Raw genomic sequence first — 18,168 nt, 5'->3', positions numbered from 1 at the left:
GGAAAATCTTTGACAGGATCCGCGCGGCACCGCCAAGATCGCCCGAATGCGATTACTGGCATTGAGCATCGCTCTGATCGCGACTGCGGCCTCGACAGCTACAGGAGCGTCCGCTGCCCCGGCGACCGGACAGGTCGTCGCGTGGGGCAGCAACTACTACGGTCAGTCCACGCCGCCCGCCACCACGGCGGACGGCGTCACCATGGTCTCCGCGGGCCTCGCACACGGTCTGGCGCTCAAGAACGGCGTGCCGATCCACTGGGGCGACTCGTCCGAGGACAAGGCGTTCGTGCCGATCGACCTGCGCCGCGGCGGCGTCACCGAGGTCGCCGCGGGCAACCACCAGAGCCTCGCGATCAAGAACGGCAAGGTCTGGTCGTGGGGCCGGTACACCGGGCCCGGCCAGGTGCTGGCGCCGCCGCCCGAGACGCAGTCCGGCATCACCCACGTCGCCGCGGGCTACCTGCACAACCTCGCGCTCGACACCGACGGCAAGGTCATCGCGTGGGGCATGGGGAACCACGGCGAGCTCAAGGTTCCGCTCGAGGCGCAGTCGGGTGTGGACGCGATCTCCGCCGGCATGTACTTCAGCGTGGCGCTGAAGGACGGCGAGGTGCTGTGCTGGGGGCCGAACAACTTCGGTGAGTGCGACGTCCCGGAGGAAGCGAAGTCCGGCGTCACGTCCGTGTCGGCGGGCGCGTCGTTCACGGTCGCCGTCAAGAACGGGCGGGTCATCGGCTGGGGCAACAACGCCTACCACCAGCTCGACATGCCCATCGAGGTCGACGACCACGTGGTCGCGGTGAGCGCGGGCTCGCAACACAGCCTGGCGCTCAAGGACAACGGCGAGGTCATCGCCTGGTGGCACAACCACTCCGGGCAGAGCGACGTACCGGTCACCGCGAAGTCCGGCGTGACGGCCATTTCCGCGGGCGGGTACTTCAACGCCGTTCTCAAGTAGCTAGTTCAGGCGGTCCGGCTCGCTCCTGACGGGCGGGACCGCCTCCATGATGAACCGGAACCCGCTGATCGGGACCCCTTTCGGCGTCTCGGGCAGGTACTCGCTGTAGATCTCCACCGGTGTGCCGTCCTCGGCGTAGAGGTCCGGGTGCCGGCCGAGGGTGAAGAACGTCATCCCGTCGCGGTGGTGGGCCACCTCGACCGGTGTCTCGTTGTGGAAGCGGATGACGATCGTTGTGCCGGGCAGGGCGGTGTACTCCGTCGCCCACGGCTCGAAGCACAGCCAGAGCGACTGTTGGTCCGCGCGTAACACCAGGTTCGTCGACATGACCCGATCGTGCGGTCTCCACCGCGCTGGAGGTCAAGTCCTGCAGCTGGCCTGTGCGAGCTCGATTGTCAGTGGGTCGACGGTTTTGACCTTGAGGCCTCGGTGTGGATCAGCAAATGCGGGAGAGTGGTTCATGGGCGGTTGCGTACAGAGTCGCTTGAATACAGTCAGGTCTTCATGTGATACCCAGTGCGTGACCGATTGCCCACCCTGCGTCAAACCTAGCTTGGGCGGCGATGTGAAACCGTGCCGAACTCTCCTCAAGATGGTCTCGAATTCATAACCGTGTAACGCATATGCCTTCGCGGTCGATTTAGCGTGCGCCAGCTCCCGGAACGCCACCGCTTCAGATTCGCCTGGTTGGTTGATCTGGGTAGACCTTGGTTCGAAGGTGGTGTTCGGGTGACGTCGGAGAACTCTGAACAAGAACTCCTCATCGATGCGGTGATCGGACCTGCTAGTGAGGCGTATTACTCCGATCGTGTGCGCTCGAGTAGTGCTGCTCGCGTGCGAGCGCAGGCTGCGCAGTCGACCATCACAGTTTTTTCGGGTGGCCTTGTGGCAGCGTTCACCTTCACCGCATTGGCGGAAAGGCCGCCACTTATCCGTGTAGCAGGTCTCGCTGCGGTTGTGTTGTGGCTATGCGCGGGCATCCTCTACTTGAGAGCGGTAGCGGTCCCAGTGCGCGCCTGGACAGATACCAGCCATGTAAAGAACCGTCTCGACCTAATTAATCTGGTCCTCAAGAAGGCGCAAAACGAGGCTGAGCAGATCGATAGCCGGCAGAAGTGGGCGAATATTGCAGTTGTAGGCGCCGTCTTACTGACGATGCTTACCTTCGCGCTGTTTCTATTTAGCTCATCTGGCCGGACTGGTCGCGGTGATGTGCTCGTCAGTGCGAAGTACGTAGTGGAGTTGCAAAAGCTGTGTCCGTTGTTGACCGAGAGACTGGTGGGCGACATCAACAAGGAATCTCTCGTCACTCAATTTGTGGAGATCGAGTTGACCCAGTCTGGGTGCGCAGCCGAGAAGTTTGCGCTGCACATTCCGAAGGGTGAAATCCTAGCTGTCAGCTTAGAAGGTGAATAGAAGTGGATCCGGTTGTGCACGTCCTGCCGCTTGTCATCGACAAGGTGGATGAGGGGTGGTGCGAGGAGCTACAGAGGTTCACTGCTCGTTCTGTCGAAAGTGCTCGTCAGGTAGGTGGTGAACTCGACCTGGTTGTTCTCATCGGTGGGAGTACCCCTGACTCCAGCATTTACATCGCTGGCAACCAGTTGATAGACGCCGTCCAGGAGGGGTGTCTTGATGCTGGGGCCGCCGACTTTCCGCTTGTAGTGCCAGTGCCTGGGCTAGGAGACATGCGCTCGATTCCGTCACGCCACATGCTCGTCGATACTCTCGTGCGAAGATGGCACGAGGTAGATCAGGGTGTGTGGGCCGGAGAACAGGAAGATGTCATCGAGGCTCTCGAGCACAAGATTTTCCCCGACTACCTCGCGTGGCAACGACCAGTCGTCGCGGAGTTGCCGGACTGGCACCAGGGAGTGTTACCGGGAGAAGGGTCGCTCACGGTCAAGACGGGAAACCATCAGATCGGGCTCGTGGTGGTCAACTCGATCTTCCGCGGAGTTGGCCCGGAACTAAGCCTCGACCACGTCGTGCTGGCCGGCGAACAACTGCAGCACGCTGTTGGCGAGTCTTGGAAGGAGTGGGCCAACTCCAACGCACTCACTTTGATTGTCTCGGGTTTATCAGCTCCTCCTCCGAGGCTGTTGGATGCCCGGTCGTCGACTCTACTGATCTCAGGTGGGAATGCGAGGCTCGAACCATCGCCTAAACGGAGAGGCTGGTTTGTAGCTGATCCTAAAAAGCCTGTTTGCATGAAGATCGGCTTCGATCACAAGGGTGTACCGGTGGTGCAGGACTCGGCTAAACGGGCTGGAAAGTCTGCCATCCCGCTGTCGTCGCTTTCCTTTCACAATTCCTTGGCTATTGCGCCCGCGCCCGTTGATGCCCTCGTGGAGGATTGCGACGCTGCGCAGGTGTTGTCGGACTTCTATCGCCAGGTTGAGTCCGGTCAGATGATCGCTGTCTTGGTATCCGGCCTCCCCGGAGGTGGGGCGGTGGTCGACCTTGACACGCTCAGTAGACAGCTCGCGGTGGACGTGTTCGGCCAGGTTCCACAGCCGGAGCCGAGTATGGACGAGATTTGGTCCGCAGCGCAGGCCCACCTGCCCGCCAACCGCTTGGAGAATACGCTCAACGGTTTGCGGGGTGATGTGGACTCACTCTATCCCGACCTTCACCGGGTACTGAGCAGCCCGTGGTGGCGGGTCTACGACTTCTCCGCGTCTGGCGCTATCAAAGTGCTCGCCGAGGGCAAGCTGACGCCCGTGATACTGACGAGCGCGCTGACGAAGAAGCCGGGAGACCGGCAAAATGCCTGCGAGGTCACCGCGATGAACGGCTGCTTCGATGGCAGCTCGATCTCTGTTGACTTCAGCGTGCCTGCCGCAGATACGCCATCGGCGCGAGCGCTGTGGTTCAACCGCTTGCGAGCGGAGATCGTTTACCACCCGGTGGTGTTCTTCGCCGAGTCGGCCCACAGCGTCGCATTGTGGCGAGTCCTATCGTCGTTGAACCTCCCGTCAGGCTCAGGCAGTTACCCTCGCTTTATCGTTGCTCCCGAAGCGGGTTCCTCCGAGCGCGCCCGCATCCACCACAGCGGATTACGTCACATCTGTGAGTCGCCCACCTCCTTTGCAGATGCGCGGCTTCGGCCGGGCAACCAGAGACTTGAGCAGGGCAAAAGACGGCTAGCCGAGTCACTGGCTGTTCGCGACGCGGCGACAGGAATGTCCCTGGTATCGACCATGATCGACAAGTTGGCTAAGGGGTCAAAAGGATTCCTTAAAGGCAGTGAGCCCGAGTGGGGAGACATCACCGGGAATTACGCTGCCCGGCTCTCGGTGTCGGACCGTGTGCTCGACGAGACGCGCAAGTTCGGCGGAGAAAGTCGAAGCATCGTCATCCTGCGCGGAGCCGCTGGCTCAGCAAGACGACGACATTGATGCAATGTGCATATCGCCTCCATCAGGAGGGGAGCGTCGTCGGCTGGGTGGATCGATCGGCTACTAAATCATTGGAGATGATCCTTGCTGAAGCCCTCGAACTCGAGCTCGACGCGATATTCGTCGATGATGTTGACATCTTCGGTAGCCGTGCCGCATCTCTACTGCGGGAGTTGACCAGAGGTGGCAAGACGGTGGTGGTTGCCGCAGTACGCAATACAAAGCTCGATTTTGTGCCCAGCACCCTTCGGGCGGCCGATGTTTCTGCTGATGACCCTCTATCCGACGACGACCTGAGATCGCTCATCAAGGTGCTCAAGACGCATGGCCTTCTTGGTGTGCTCAAGCAGCATCGATGGCCTTTCAGGCGTCTCGAAGAATTGCGCCGCATGTGTGAACATAGTCTGCTCGTTGCCATGATTCAGGTGGTGACAGGGCAATTATTTGAGGATAAGGTTCGCAGCGAGTTCGAGCAACTAGATGATGGTCAGGCATTGGTCTATGCGACGATTTGTGTTCTTGAGTCAGCCGAGGTGTTCAAAAGGCGTGGCGTCGATTCTGTGGATCTGTTGCAGATCGTGTCGCCCGGAGCTCCGAGCGCTCGAATGGAACGCGCTATAGCCTCACTGATTCATATGCGCTTGGTTGTACGGGGCTCCAATGGCATGATCCGCTGCAGGCAGCGGACGATCGCCGACACTGTGATCAAAGTGGTACTCAAAAAGCGCACGTCATTGTTGGGTGAAGTCATGAAGTCGCTGATCCGTTTTTACGCGGGCTATGCGGGGCATATAGATGACAGTAACAATCCCTATCGGCGAACTATGGTGCGTCTTCTCAATCATGCCCTGATGATCGAATTTCGACTACCGGATGACACGGTCAGGGAAATATATGATTCGGTGCAAGAATTCTTGGACTACGACTTCCACTACTGGTTGCAGCGCGGTGAGTTTGAACTTCAGCGCAACCATCTTGGAATTGCTGCAAACTATTTCCAGTCCGCGCGTGGGTGCGGTGGTGAAGGTGATTATAAAGTTGAAACCGGTTGGGCGTCCGTGACCTTGAGGAGGTCGGCAGAGGATTCGAGCGATTCGGATAAACGTCAAGCCGCGATAGCTGCATTGAAGGCGCTCGACGATGTCTGCCGAACGCGGGGAACCTCTTCTGAGCATAGTTTTGTGGTGATGGCTAGAGCCGGTACAGAATGGTTGGAGACTGTATACAAATTCCTGCTTGAGCGCGACTTCTCTGTTTCTGTCAGTACTATCAAGGGGGTGATTGAACTCGGTCGTAAGATCAGTCTCGACAGCTTCCAGTTCGATCGAGCTGTTCGCGAGTACGAGCCCCGGCTAAGCAGGCTGATTGAGCGCAACCGGGGCGTACCCACCTAGTTCGATTCGTCACCAGCCGCGGGTGCGCCACTCCGCGAGGTTCGACCGCTCCTTGCCGAGCGTCGAGTCGTCCCCGTGACCGGGGTAGAACCACGTGTCGTCGGGCAGCGTGCCGAAGATCCGGTCCTCCACGTCGTTGATGAGCGACGCGAAGTTGTCGGCCGACGTGGTCTTGCCCACACCCCCCGGAAAGAGTGAATCTCCGGTGAACAGGTGCGGGTGCCCGGCCGGGTCCCGGTAGAGCAGCGCGATCGACCCCGGCGTGTGCCCGCGCAGGTGGATGATCGACAACTGGGCTTCGCCCACGTCAACGGTGTCGCCGTGCTCCACGAGGAAGTCCGGCGGAACGGGCAGGACGGGGGCGTCGAGCGGGTGTGCGGCGGTGTTCGAACCGTGTGCTCCGGCCACCGCGCCCAACGCCTGCCAGTGATCGGCGTGCTGGTGGGTGGTCACGATCGTGCGCAGTCGCGGGCGCTGCGGCTCGAAGCCGAGCAGATCGCCGATCCGCTCCGGGTCGTTGGCCGCGTCGATGAGCAACGCCTCGTTGGTCGTACGGCAAACGAGCAGGTAGGCGTTGTTGTCCATCGGACCGACGGAGATCTTCGTGATGGTCAGCGCGTCCAGAACACGGCGGGCGGCGGGGCCGCCTGGATCCACGTGACCGGTGTAGTCCTCGAGTACGTCCACGGTGGCAGACGGTAGTCGGAACCGGGGTGAGGAGGCACACCCTTCAGGTTGCATAAAGGTTGCCTTCTTAGGGTAGACAACGATCAACAACCGGCAACCTCGAACAGGTCCCCCCATCTCGTGATTCCAGCTCAGCGAACCGAACCGTCCCAACGGTCCGCCCGCAGGGTCAGCTGGGACGTCCTCCGGGTCGTCGCGATCGCGTGCGTGCTGCTGCACCACGCGACGCAGACCAGCATCAGCAGTCACCCGCAGCTCGGCGCGCCACCGTTCGTCTTCCCGCTCTCCATGGGAGCCAGCACGCTGATGGTCATCTCGGCCTTCTTCGCGTGCACGTCCCTCGAAGGCGGACGTTCGGGACGGTTTCTCCGCAGAAGACTCGCCAGGCTGCTGCCCGCGTACATGGCGGCGGTCGTGCTCACGTTCTCCGTCCAGCGCTGGGTCGCGCCGGACGGCTGGAGCCAGCTCGACGGGCGTGACCTGGTCTACAACCTGCTGCTGGTGCCGCAGTGGTTCCCGGACGTCAACATCGTCGACTTCGCGTACTGGACGGTTCCGGTGCAGGTCGCGGCGTTCATCGCGGGCGCCGTGCTGGTCGGATTCCTGCGCGGGCGGGGGCTCAGGGCGCTGCTGTGGGCGTTGATCGTCACGCCGTTGCTGCTCAGCCCGCTGGTCAGCCACTCATCGGTGCTGTTCACGGTCTACAACGGGTTCGCGCTGCACCGCGCGCAGCTGTTCGCCGCCGGCGTCGCGATCTACCTGTGGTCCAAGGACCGGCTCGGTGCGAAGCACCTGGTCGCGCTGCTGGTCGCGGCGTTGCTGGCGCAGGGTTTCCACACGAACGAGACCGCGTCGACGGTCGGGTTCGGCGTGCTGCTCGCGCTCGTCTGCGCGGCCGCCAAGGGGCCGGACTGGGGGCGTTCGCGCGTCATCACCTGGCTCGCCGGGATCTCCTACGGCGTGTACCTGGTGCACGAGCAGATCGGCACGGTCGTGATGGACCGGCTCGCCGCGCACGGCTTCGGGTCGTGGTCGCTGCTGGCGGGCTTCCTGACCTCGGCCGTCGTGCTCGGCTGGCTGCTCACGAAGTACGTCGAACGCCCCGCGTACCGGCTGTTGACTCAGCCCCAGGAAGGCAGGTCCGGCAGGTCGCCGCGCAGGCCTTCGCCGCGCGTCCGGCCGGTCAGCCAGCCCAGGACGTCCGCGGACGACCCGGCGACGGCCGCGCTCGCCGGGCTGTTGAACGTCCACCTGCGCTGACGGCCGTCGGGGAACGTCGCCTCGACGTCGAACGACGGGCCCCGGCCGGCGAACCGCTCGACCGAGTCGTCGATCAACTTCTCGGCGAGCTCGTCCGGCAGGTCGGCGAACGTGACGCCGAGGTCGAGGTCGACCATGTGGATCCACAGCTCGCACAGGCGCAGCCACGGGACGAGGTCCGCCCTCATCGGCTGGCCGCGCGGTGTGGCGACCTCGGCCTGCCACGCCGACGCGGGCAGCTCGCGGCACGCGGTGGTGAAGCGGGCGCACGCCGAGTCCAGGTCCGCGCGCAGCAGCTGCAGCAGCCTGCCCGAGCCCTCCTCGATGTCCGCGTCCCGGTCCGCGCGGCTCGCGTAGGCCTGGTGCTCCACCCCGGTTCGAGCCCACGTGAGTAGGTTGACCAGCGCGTCCGCGTTGCGGGCGAGGTGCGTGACCACGTGCGCGCGGCTCCAGCCGGGCAGCAGTGACGGCCTGCGGACGGCGACCTGGTCGATGGCCTCCACCAGCTCGTACAGCACACCTGTCGCGTGCTCGACCGCGTCGACGATGCGTTTGGGCACGCCGCGCGGCGCGGGTACGGAGGTGTGCTGGGTGGACGAAGTGGATGTCATGTGCTGCCTCTCCCCGACGTTGAGGCTGGAAAGCAACCAGCCTAGGAGGGATCAATACCGGCCGGTAGAGCTCGCGCCGTCCGTTTTTGTCGGACCTCCCACCTAGCATGGTCGGTGGCCCGGTCGCGTCGTCTGGATGCGTGCTAGTAGTCTTTCGAACGCTTGTTCGGGCCGCAAGATCGCAGCCGAAGGGACCCCAGTGGCAGACCGTCTTGTCGTTCGCGGTGCCCGCGAACACAACCTGCGCGGCGTTGATCTCGACCTGCCTCGGGACAGCCTCATCGTCTTCACCGGGCTGTCCGGCTCGGGCAAGTCGAGCCTCGCGTTCGACACGATCTTCGCGGAGGGGCAGCGCCGCTACGTCGAGTCGTTGTCGGCGTACGCGCGCCAGTTCCTCGGCCAGATGGACAAGCCGGACGTCGACTTCATCGAGGGACTGTCGCCCGCGGTCTCGATCGACCAGAAGTCCACCAGCCGCAACCCGCGTTCGACGGTCGGCACCATCACCGAGGTCTACGACTACCTGCGCCTGCTGTACGCCCGTGCGGGCAAGCCGCACTGCCCGACCTGCGGCGAGGCGATCAGCAAGCAGACGCCGCAGCAGATCGTCGACCAGGTGCTGGCCATGGAGCAGGGCACCAAGTTCCAGGTGCTCGCGCCGGTCATCCGCGGCCGCAAGGGCGAGTACCTCGACCTGTTCTCGACGCTCCAGTCGCAGGGCTACTCGCGCGCCAAGGTCGACGGCGTCGTCCACGCGCTGGGCGAGGTGCCGAAGCTCAAGAAGCAGGAGAAGCACCACATCGCGGTCGTCATCGACCGGCTGAGCGTCAAGGCGTCGTCGAAGCAGCGGCTCACCGACTCGGTCGAGACCGCGCTCCGCCTGGCGGACGGCCTGGTGGAGCTGGAGTTCGTCGACCTGCCGGAGAACGACCCGCACCGCGTGCGCGGCTTCTCCGAGAACCTGGCCTGCCCGAACGGCCACCCGCTGGCGATCGAGGACCTGGAGCCCAGGAGCTTCTCGTTCAACTCGCCGTACGGCGCATGCCCGGTGTGCACCGGTATCGGCGTGCGCAAGGAGGTCGACCCGGAGCTGGTCGTCCCGGACGACGAGCTGTCGCTCGAAGAGGGCGCCATCGCGCCGTGGGCCGGCGGGCAGACCGCCGAGTACTTCACGCGGTTGCTGCAGTCGCTGGGCGAGGCGATCGGCTACCGGATGGACACGCAGTGGCGGCTGCTGCCCGCCAAGGCGCAGAAGGCGATCCTGCACGGCATCGACGAGCAGGTGCACGTCCGCTACAAGAACCGGTACGGCCGCGAGCGCTCCTACTACGCCAACTACGAGGGCGTCATCCCGTTCCTCGAACGGCGCCAGGAGCAGACCGAGTCGGACTACATGCGGGAGAAGTACGAGGGCTACATGCGCGAGGTGCCGTGCCCCTCGTGCTCAGGCACCCGGCTCAAGCCCGAGATCCTCGCGGTGACGCTGCACCACGGCCGCAAGGGCGACAAGTCCATCGCCGAGGTCTGCGCGATGAGCGTCGCCGAGTGCTCGGACTTCCTCGACGGCCTCAAGCTCGGCAAGCGCGAGTCGATGATCGCGGGCGCCGTGCTCAAGGAGATCCAGGCGCGCCTGCACTTCCTGCTCGACGTCGGGCTCGACTACCTGTCGCTGGACCGGGCGTCGGGCACGCTGTCCGGCGGCGAGGCGCAGCGCATCCGGCTCGCGACGCAGATCGGCTCCGGCCTGGTCGGCGTGCTGTACGTGCTGGACGAGCCGTCGATCGGCCTGCACCAGCGCGACAACCACCGGCTCATCGAGACGCTGACCAGGCTGCGCGACCTGGGCAACACGCTGATCGTCGTCGAGCACGACGAGGACACCATCCGCACGTCCGACTGGGTCGTCGACATCGGCCCCGGCGCGGGTGAGCACGGCGGCAAGGTCGTGCACAGCGGCCCGTACAAGAAGCTGCTGACGAACAAGGACTCGATCACCGGCGCGTACCTGTCCGGGCGCAAGCAGATCCCGATGCCGTCGTCGCGCCGCAAGATCGACAAGAAGCGGCAGCTCACGGTGGTCGGCGCGCGCGAGCACAACCTGCGCGGCATCGACGTGTCGTTCCCGCTCGGGAGCCTCGTGGCCGTGACGGGCGTGTCCGGCTCGGGCAAGTCCACCCTGGTCAACGACATCCTCGCGACCGTGCTGGCGAACAAGCTCAACGGCGCGCGCCAGGTGCCCGGCAGGCACACCCGCATCCGCGGCATCGACGAGGTCGACAAGCTGGTGCAGGTCGACCAGTCACCGATCGGGCGGACGCCCCGGTCCAACCCGGCGACCTACACGGGCGTGTTCGACCACATCCGCAAGCTCTTCGCGGCGACGACCGAGTCGAAGGTCCGCGGCTACCAGCCGGGCCGGTTCTCGTTCAACGTCAAGGGCGGCCGCTGCGAGGCGTGCGCGGGCGACGGCACCATCAAGATCGAGATGAATTTCCTGCCGGACGTCTACGTGCCCTGCGAGGTCTGCAAGGGCGCGCGGTACAACCGCGAGACGCTCGAGGTGCACTACAAGGGGAAGACCATCTCCGAGGTGCTGGACATGCCGATCGAAGAGGCGGCGACGTTCTTCGAGCCGATCAACGCGATCCACCGGCACCTGCGGACCCTCGTGGACGTCGGGCTCGGGTACGTGCGGCTCGGGCAGCCGGCACCCACGTTGTCCGGTGGTGAGGCCCAGCGCGTGAAGCTGGCTTCGGAACTGCAGAAGCGGTCCACCGGCAAGACCGTGTACATCCTCGACGAGCCGACCACCGGGTTGCACTTCGAGGACATCCGGAAGCTGCTCGGGGTGATCAACGGGCTGGTCGACAAGGGCAACACGGTGATCGTCATCGAGCACAACCTCGATGTCATCAAGACTTCCGACTGGATCGTGGACATGGGGCCTGAGGGCGGGTCTGGTGGCGGGATGATCGTCGCCGAGGGGACGCCCGAGGAGGTGGCTGCCGTGGAGTCGAGTTACACCGGGCAGTTCCTGCGGCACGTGCTGGGTGAGGATGTCGAAGTAGCGGGCTGATTGAGGTTGGGGCTGGGGCCGGGCCGGGGGAAAGATCTGTTCAGGACGGTCCGGCCGGCGGTTTCGTAGTTGGGCCGCGCCCGTTTGGCAGTGCGGGGGTTGCTAGTGCGGCGGGCGCTCCTTCTTTTGGTTCGTGCCGGTTTCGTTGTGCCCGCCTTCCGTTGGGTCGTGTCTTTCCTCGCTTCGGTATGTTGCCTCGCGTGGAACAACAGGTCGTGGAGATCTACACCGACGGTGCGTGCAGCCCCAACCCCGGTCCCGGTGGCTGGGGTGCTGTCCTTCGGTACGGCGAGTACGAGAAGGACCTCTACGGAGGTGAGCCCTCGACCACGACCAACAACCGGATGGAGCTCATGGCTCCCATCCAGGCGTTGGAGAGCCTCACCAGGCCCTCGACCGTGCGCATCTACACGGACAGCACGTACGTCCGGAACGGCATCCTCAGCTGGCTCGCCAACTGGAAGCGCAACGGCTGGATGACCAGTGCCAAGCAGCCGGTGAAGAACGCCGACCTGTGGCGGCGGCTCGAAGAGGCGACCGGGACGCACGACGTCGAGTGGCACTGGGTCAAGGGGCACGCCGGGCACCCCGAGAACGAGCGGGCCGACCGGCTCGCCGTGAAGGGGTCCCAGGAGGCCAACCCGAAGTACCAGGAGAAGCAACCCGCCGCGGCGAAGGTCAAGGCCGCGCCCAAGGTCAAGCGCGAGCTGACCGGAAGCTGCCAGGCCACGACCAAGGCTGGTAAGCCGTGCCCGATCGGGGCCAGCGACTCGGGGTACTGCCACGTCCACGACCCGGCGTTGCAGTGCGGTGCGCGCAAGAAGAACGGCGAGCCGTGCGGGGTCGCCACCGGTGGCGGACGTTGCGCCGTTCATCAGTAACCAAGACGAGGGATACTGTGTAAGTGGCACTCAACACCTACCGCTTTCGGAGCGTGTGGCACGTCGACGCGGCGCCGTCGTTCGTGTTCGACGTGCTGGCCGACATCGGCAGTTATCCCGTCTGGTGGCCCGAGGTGAAGGGCGCGACCGAGGTGCACGACGAGTGCGCTGAGCTGCGGTGCCGGTCGGTGCTGCCGTTCGACCTGGTGTTCCAGGCCAACCACAGCACGCGCGACCGGCAGGCCGGGTTGTTGCGGGCTCGGCTCACCGGCGACCTCGAGGGGTACGCGAGCTGGGAGCTGACGGGGCGGGCCGGGGGTACCGAGTTGTTGTTCGACCAGGAGGTCGAGGCGCGCAAGCCGGTGCTGCGCCGGACCGCGCTGGTGGCCCGGCCGTTGTTCCGGGCCAACCACGAGATGATGATGCGCAGCGGTGAGCGCGGGCTGCGCGAGTACCTAACCGTGCGCGCCGCCACCTGACAGGTGGCGCACGACGCGGGCCAGCTGGTCCGCGTAGCGGCGGGCGAACTCGGGTGACTCGGGGTCCTCGCCGGTGATCTGGCGCGCGACCTGGGGGAGCACCAGCGGGGCGCTCGCGGCGGCCATCAGCACCAGCATGAGGAACGCCGGGTCGATGTCCGGCGGGAGCTCGCCCGCAGCCTGGCGTTCGGCCAAGCGGGCCACCTGGCCCCGCATGAACTCGGCGTCGCCCGACTCCGGTGTGCCGTCGGCCAGGTTCGCCCACACCATCAGCTTGCCCTGGGCGCGTTGCTCGGCCGTGGTCATCACGAAGCTCGCGACGACGTCGGCCAGCGGCTGGTCCGGGTCCATCATCTCGCCGCCGCGCTGGTGCCACGCGCGGGCGATCTCGTTGTACAGGCCTTCCTTGCCGCCGAAGTAGTACGAGATCAGCTGCTTGTTCACGCCGGCGCGGTCCGCGATGTCGCTGATGCGGGTCGCGGCGTAGCCCTTCGCGCCGAACTCGGCGATCGCCGCCTCGACGATCCGCGCCTTCGTGCGCTCGGGATCCCGCTTGCGCTCGCCTGGCGCGGGGGAGCGGCGTGTCTGGTGATCCACGATCCACAGGTTAGTGCAGCCCGTTAATCAACCATAGGGTTGACTTAATCAACCGATGGGTTGATAGTGGTCTCATGACGAGACGAGTTGCGGTGATCGGTGGCGGACTTGGCGGGCTCTGCCTGGCGCAGGGGCTGAAGAAGGCGGGCGTGCCCGTCGCGGTGTACGAGCGGGACCGGTCGCGGACCGACCGGCTGCAGGGGTACCGCCTGCACATCAACCCGCACGGCGCGCGGGCGTTGCACGACTGCCTGCCCGCGGAGAACTGGCGGACGTTCCTCGACACGCACGGCAGCAGCGGTGGCGCGGGGTTCAGCTTCGCGGATGAGAAGCTGCGCAACCTCCTCACGATCGAGCCCGCAGAGGGGCACTACTCGGTCAGCCGGATCACGCTGCGGCAGATCCTGCTCGACGGGCTGGGCGACGTGGTCCGGTTCGACCGGAGGTTCGAGCGCTACGAGCGGACCGCGAACGGCATCACGCTGCACTTCGCCGACGGCACAACGGAAACGTGCGACGTGCTCGTCGGCGCGGACGGGCTGAACTCCAGGGTGCGGGCGCAGTACCTGCCGCACGCCGAGGTCGTCGACACCGGCGTGGTCGCGATCGCGGGCAAGCTGTTCCTCGACGAGGCGGGCTGGCTGCCGGAGGACCTCAAGGTGCGGGCGCACTCGATCATCGCGCCGAAGGACTGCGGGATGTTCCTCGCGCCGCACGACGGGCAGGGCGTCAGCGAACGGGACGGCGCGCTGTTCGACAACACGCGGCCGTACCTGATGTGGGCGTACGCGGCGGCTGATCTGTCCGTTGTGGATGGCGTGGACCAGCGCGCCCTGGTGGCGGACCGGATCAGGGGCTGGCACCCGCACCTGGCGCGGATCGTGCGCGAGTCGCACGTGGACGCCGTGTCGTGGTGGCCGATCCACACGTCGGTGCCCGTCGACCCGTGGCCGAGCTCCACTGTCACGCTGCTCGGCGACGCGATCCACAGCATGACGCCGATGCGCGGCATCGGGGCGAACACGGCGCTGCGGGACGCCCGGCTGCTCGTCCACGCGCTGACCGAGGACTGTGAGGTCGTTCACGCGATCGGGCGATACGAGGAGCGGATGAGGGAGTACGGGTTCGCCGCCGTTCGCGACTCGCTGCGCAGCGCGAAGCAGTTCGCGAAGGGCAACGCCGCAGCTAGGACCATGTTCAAGGCGGTGCTGAGGTTCGCTGAGGCGGTGCCGCCGGTGAAGCGCAAGATGTTCGCCGGCCACGGCCTCGACTGAAGATCGAAAATTGCCGTGAACCTTCTCGGAGGGCTGTCCGTGTCATGGGCATCTCCCGGCCAGCTCGGGCCGGAACCCTTCAGGAGGAACAATGACCCGCACGCGTGTTGCGGTCCTCGCGGCAGCTACCGCGATCGGGCTGATCTCGCTGTCCGCTTGTGGCGCAAAGGAATCAGGCGCCCCGGTCACGCCCGCCGCCCAGCAGGGGCAGGTCGCCGCGGTGAACGTGGCGGAGATCAAGGACCTCGGTCCTGTTGCGACGGACGAGAAGGGTTTCACCCTCTACCGCTTCGACAAGGACACGGCCAACCCGACGGTGTCCACTTGCGAGGGTGAGTGCGCGGCGGCCTGGCCGCCTGCCACGGTGCCGTCCGAGGACGTGGCGGTCAACGGCGTCGACAAGGCGCTCGTGAGCACGATCGTCCGCAAGGACGGCAGCCGCCAGCTCGTCATCGCGGGCTGGCCGCAGTACCGCTTCGCGAAGGACACCGCGCCGGGTGAGGCCAAGGGCCAGAAGGTCGGCGGCGTCTGGTGGGCGACCACCCCGCAGGGCAGCCGCGCGGACCAGGACGAGGCCGTCGCCGCGACCGGTGTCGTGAGCGGGCTCGGCACGGTCGTCACCGGGCCGGACGGCAAGACGCTCTACCGCTTCGACAAGGACACGACGAACCCGAGCGTCTCCAACTGCGAGGGTGACTGCGCGACCGCGTGGCCGCCGCTGCTCGTCACCGCGGAGAAGCCGAAGGTCGAAGGCGTGGACCCGAAGCTCGTCGGCACCCTCACCCGCAAGGACGGCAGCCGTCAGCTGACCATCGCCGGCTGGGCGCAGTACTACTTCGCCAAGGACACCAAGCCGGGCGAGGCGAAGGGCCAGGGCGTGCAGGGGACCTGGTTCGCCACCGCGCTCGACGGCAAGAAGGCGCAGGAGAACAAGGGGATCGAGCTCACCACGTCGACCGTCGGCGACCTGGGCGTGCTGGCGACCGACAAGGACGGCATGACGCTCTACCGGTTCGACAAGGATGAGAAGGGCAAGACCAACTGCGTCGGCGACTGCGCCGCGAAGTGGCCGCCCGCTCTCGTCGCCGGTGACAACTTCGAGGTCCAGGGCGTCGACAAGAAGCTCGTCGGCACGATCACCCGCCCGGACGGCACCAAGCAGCTGACGATCGACGGCTGGCCGCAGTACCGCTTCGCCGGCGACAAGCTGTGCGGTGAGGCCAACGGCCAGGGCGTCGGCGGCACCTGGTGGGCCACCAAGCCGGACGGCACCCGCGCAGGCAAGTAGCACCAACGCCATGAGGGGAGCTTTCCCAGCGGTCAACGCCGGGAAAGCTCCCCTCATGTCATTTCAGGACAGGCGGAGCAGGATTGCCTGTTCGGGTTCGATGACCGGGAGTTGGATGCCCACCTCGGTCAGAACCGAACCCGGCAGCACCACCGGATCCCACGACACGGCGGCACGCTGGTGCAGCCGCGGCCGTCCGGCCGGAGCGTCGAACGACACCCGGTAGGACCGCGCGGGATCAAGACCGGGGAGCAGCACGCGGGCCGGCTTGTTCCCGATCGGCGTCGCTAGCTGGGCATAGCAGAAGAAGGCCTCCGAACGGTCTTCAGCCACGACACCGTGCACCCACGCCGACGGGTCCGGGTGGTCGGTGTGCACCACGGAACCCGTGTGCACCAACGAACGCACGCCCTTGTAGTACTCGATCGCCGCGACGAGCCCCGCGCGGTCCTCCGACGTCGCCGAGCTGATGTCCCACTCGATCCCGAAGTGCCCGAACAACGCCGTCGCGACGCGGAACGACAGGTCGTGCACGCGCCCGGTCGTGTGCGACCTGGTCGGCCCGACGTGCGCGCCCATCAGCTCGGGCGGCAGGAAGACACCGGTCCAGCGCTGGATCATCTGGCGTTCCAGCGCGTCGTTGCAGTCCGACGTCCACACCCGGTCCGTGCGCTCCAGCACACCGAGGTCGATGCGCGCACCACCGGACGAACAGCTCTCGATCTCGACGTTGGGGTGCCGCGCCCGCAGCTCGTCGAGCAGCCGGTAGAACGCGAGCGTCTGCTCGTGCACCCGTGAGCCGATGAGATCGCGGTTGTGGTCCCACTTCACGAACGAGATGTCGTGCTCGGACAGCACCGTGTCCAGCCGTTCGAGGATGTACGCGAACGCACCGGGGTGCGCGATGTTCAGCACCTGCTGGTTGCGCCAGGACGGTGGCAGGACGCCCTGGCGCGGACCGAGCACCCAGTCCGGGTGGGCCCGGAACAGGTCGGAGTCGGGGTTGATCATCTCCGGTTCGAACCAGAGACCGAACTCCATGCCGAGCTCGCGCACGTGCTTGATCAGCGGGTTGAGGCCCTCCGGCCACACCGTCTCGTCGACGTACCAGTCGCCGAGCCCGGCGTGGTCGTCGCGGCGGTGCCGGAACCAGCCGTCGTCCAGCACGAACCGCTCGACACCCGCCGCGGCGGCGGTGTCCGCGAGCGACGCGAGCCGGTCGAGATCGTGGTCGAAGTACACGGCCTCCCAGGTGTTCAGCACGACCGGACGCGGCTTGTCCGGACGGCCCTGGCGCAGCCAGCGGTGGAACGCCGCGCTGATCCCGTCGATGCCGTCGGGGGAGTAGGCCGCGAACAGCCACGGCGTCGTGTACTCCTCACCAGGCCCGAGCGTCACCTCGCCGGGCAGCAGCAGCTCGCCGCCACCCAGTACCGGGTTCGACTCGGGGAAGTGCTCCGCGTACGTGACGTGGTTCCCGCTCCACGCCACGTGCAACGCCCACACCTCGCCGGTGCGGAACCCGAACCCGGCGGTGCCGGCGAGCAGCCCGATCGTCGCGTCGTGCCCGGTGCGGCCCCGCCTGCTCTCCCGGACCCAGGTGCCGTGGTCGAACGAACGCCGCTGCGGCTGGCGTTCCCGGCAGTGCCTCCCGGTGAAGTCGAGCAGTTCCGTCGCTCGTGCGGGCACCGGGAGCGCGGCTTCCAGTGCGTCGACGCTGTAGGGGCTGTCGCCGTCGTTGCGGACCGTGTGGCGCGTTCGCAGGAGCCCGGACGGCGTCAGCTCCAGCGTGCCCGTCACGGTGATGCCCGCGGCGGCATCCCGTGCGGTGTAGTGCAGCGACCGGTCGGAGGTTTCGACCTCGTCGACGGTCAGCGCCGGGGCGAAGTGCTCGCCCGAGCGGTGACCGCGCAACGCGGGACGACCCGAGTGTCCGGCCGCCGCTTCCGGTAAGAGCGACAGCGGCACCGCCGAGTCCGGTGAGTTGTGCGGCACCGGCGCTCGAATTGCCTGGACCAGTGCGGTGAGCGACTCCTGGTCGAGATCGCCCAGCGCCCGCCCCCAGTGCGCGATCACGGGGGCGCCGTTGCCCCCGATGTCGACCACGATGCTGGAGACGCTGTCGTGCAGGTGCACGACCTCCGTGTTGCTCATGTAGTCCCTCGTCTACAGATCAAACACAAACGAACATTGCTGCGATCGTCCGATGTCTCATGTCACGGTGTCAAGCCGCACATACCTGTCGAATCTGGACAGATT

Annotated in this window: 13 protein-coding genes and 2 pseudogenes; 10 read left to right on the top strand and 5 right to left on the bottom strand. The window is 65.8% G+C overall.

From position 1 onward, the window contains the following. The first annotated feature begins 61 nt into the window (after nt 1–61). Complete coding sequence (locus FKR81_RS35555; protein WP_186763369.1) at nt 62–961, top strand: RCC1 domain-containing protein; 900 nt, start codon at nt 62–64, stop codon at nt 959–961. Here FKR81_RS35555 and FKR81_RS35550 read toward each other — a convergent pair whose 3' ends face one another. Further along, nucleotides 962–1,288 carry a hypothetical protein gene (locus FKR81_RS35550; protein WP_146358612.1) on the bottom strand — a complete coding sequence of 109 codons (327 nt, stop codon included), beginning with the start codon at nt 1,286–1,288 and terminating at the stop codon, nt 962–964. 402 nt (nt 1,289–1,690) lie between these two features. On the opposite strand from FKR81_RS35550, the gene FKR81_RS35545 reads away from it, so the two are divergent. The 3 genes from FKR81_RS35545 to FKR81_RS35535 are packed head-to-tail and all read left to right on the top strand — an operon-like array spanning nt 1,691 to nt 5,756. Next, entirely contained in the window at nt 1,691–2,377 is a 687-nt protein-coding gene (locus tag FKR81_RS35545) for a hypothetical protein (protein ID WP_146358611.1), read from the top strand. A 2-nt stretch (nt 2,378–2,379) separates the two neighbouring features. Beyond that, nucleotides 2,380–4,362: a hypothetical protein gene (locus FKR81_RS35540; RefSeq protein WP_146358610.1), complete on the top strand. Its 1,983-nt coding sequence runs from the start codon at nt 2,380–2,382 to the stop codon at nt 4,360–4,362. After that, complete coding sequence (locus FKR81_RS35535) at nt 4,362–5,756, top strand: P-loop NTPase (protein ID WP_456319427.1); 1,395 nt, start codon at nt 4,362–4,364, stop codon at nt 5,754–5,756. Before FKR81_RS35540 ends, FKR81_RS35535 begins: the two co-directional genes overlap by 1 nt. A 9-nt stretch (nt 5,757–5,765) precedes the next feature. On the opposite strand, the gene FKR81_RS35530 is transcribed toward FKR81_RS35535, so the two are convergent. Continuing rightward, a complete protein-coding gene (locus FKR81_RS35530; RefSeq protein WP_146358608.1) occupies nt 5,766–6,443 on the bottom strand; it encodes an MBL fold metallo-hydrolase in 678 nt (225 codons plus the stop codon). Nucleotides 6,444–6,563: 120 nt separating this feature from the next. On the opposite strand from FKR81_RS35530, the pseudogene FKR81_RS35525 reads away from it, so the two are divergent. After that, a pseudogene (locus FKR81_RS35525) lies at nt 6,564–7,517 on the top strand (acyltransferase family protein); the annotation flags it as partial. Between the two features lie 47 nt (nt 7,518–7,564). Here FKR81_RS35525 and FKR81_RS35520 read toward each other — a convergent pair. Continuing rightward, a complete protein-coding gene (locus tag FKR81_RS35520; protein WP_146358607.1) occupies nt 7,565–8,314 on the bottom strand; it encodes a maleylpyruvate isomerase family mycothiol-dependent enzyme in 750 nt (249 codons plus the stop codon). A gap of 199 nt (nt 8,315–8,513) precedes the next feature. Between FKR81_RS35520 and uvrA the strand changes: the two genes are divergently transcribed. The 3 genes and pseudogenes from uvrA to FKR81_RS35505 all read left to right on the top strand — a co-directional run bounded on the left by uvrA (nt 8,514) and on the right by FKR81_RS35505 (nt 12,750). Continuing rightward, nucleotides 8,514–11,390, top strand: a complete 2,877-nt coding sequence (uvrA, locus tag FKR81_RS35515) for an excinuclease ABC subunit UvrA (protein WP_146358606.1) — start codon at nt 8,514–8,516, stop codon at nt 11,388–11,390. Between the two features lie 188 nt (nt 11,391–11,578). Then, nucleotides 11,579–12,028, top strand: a pseudogene (rnhA, locus tag FKR81_RS35510) (ribonuclease HI); the annotation flags it as partial. Nucleotides 12,029–12,294: 266 nt separating this feature from the next. Continuing rightward, nucleotides 12,295–12,750, top strand: a complete 456-nt coding sequence (locus tag FKR81_RS35505) for an SRPBCC family protein (protein ID WP_146358605.1) — start codon at nt 12,295–12,297, stop codon at nt 12,748–12,750. On the opposite strand, the gene FKR81_RS35500 is transcribed toward FKR81_RS35505, so the two are convergent. Next, nucleotides 12,727–13,347: a TetR/AcrR family transcriptional regulator gene (locus tag FKR81_RS35500; RefSeq protein WP_235922044.1), complete on the bottom strand. Its 621-nt coding sequence runs from the start codon at nt 13,345–13,347 to the stop codon at nt 12,727–12,729. The two genes, FKR81_RS35505 and FKR81_RS35500, sit on opposite strands and share 24 nt — an antisense overlap. Before the next feature lie 74 nt (nt 13,348–13,421). Between FKR81_RS35500 and FKR81_RS35495 the strand changes: the two genes are divergently transcribed. Both FKR81_RS35495 and FKR81_RS35490 read left to right on the top strand, forming a co-directional pair. After that, complete coding sequence (locus FKR81_RS35495) at nt 13,422–14,621, top strand: FAD-dependent oxidoreductase (protein WP_146358603.1); 1,200 nt, start codon at nt 13,422–13,424, stop codon at nt 14,619–14,621. Nucleotides 14,622–14,712: 91 nt separating this feature from the next. Beyond that, nucleotides 14,713–15,909 carry an SCO0930 family lipoprotein gene (locus FKR81_RS35490; protein ID WP_146358602.1) on the top strand — a complete coding sequence of 399 codons (1,197 nt, stop codon included), beginning with the start codon at nt 14,713–14,715 and terminating at the stop codon, nt 15,907–15,909. Nucleotides 15,910–15,972: 63 nt separating this feature from the next. On the opposite strand, the gene FKR81_RS35485 is transcribed toward FKR81_RS35490, so the two are convergent. Continuing rightward, entirely contained in the window at nt 15,973–18,063 is a 2,091-nt protein-coding gene (locus FKR81_RS35485; RefSeq protein ID WP_146358601.1) for an alpha-galactosidase, read from the bottom strand. Nucleotides 18,064–18,168: the final 105 nt, after the last annotated feature.

This window comes from Lentzea tibetensis (genome assembly GCF_007845675.1).
GTDB lineage: Bacteria > Actinomycetota > Actinomycetes > Mycobacteriales > Pseudonocardiaceae > Lentzea > Lentzea tibetensis.
This window is presented reverse-complemented; position numbering and strand designations above follow the sequence as displayed.

Coding starts and splice junctions, on each gene's coding strand:
- FKR81_RS35520 (WP_146358607.1), bottom strand. CDS start 8,314: ATGACATCCACTTCGTCCACCCAGCACACCTCCGTACCCGCGCCGCGC.
- FKR81_RS35490 (WP_146358602.1), top strand. CDS start 14,713: ATGACCCGCACGCGTGTTGCGGTCCTCGCGGCAGCTACCGCGATCGGG.
- FKR81_RS35495 (WP_146358603.1), top strand. CDS start 13,422: ATGACGAGACGAGTTGCGGTGATCGGTGGCGGACTTGGCGGGCTCTGC.
- FKR81_RS35535 (WP_456319427.1), top strand. CDS start 4,362: ATGCAATGTGCATATCGCCTCCATCAGGAGGGGAGCGTCGTCGGCTGG.
- FKR81_RS35550 (WP_146358612.1), bottom strand. CDS start 1,288: ATGTCGACGAACCTGGTGTTACGCGCGGACCAACAGTCGCTCTGGCTG.
- FKR81_RS35485 (WP_146358601.1), bottom strand. CDS start 18,063: ATGAGCAACACGGAGGTCGTGCACCTGCACGACAGCGTCTCCAGCATC.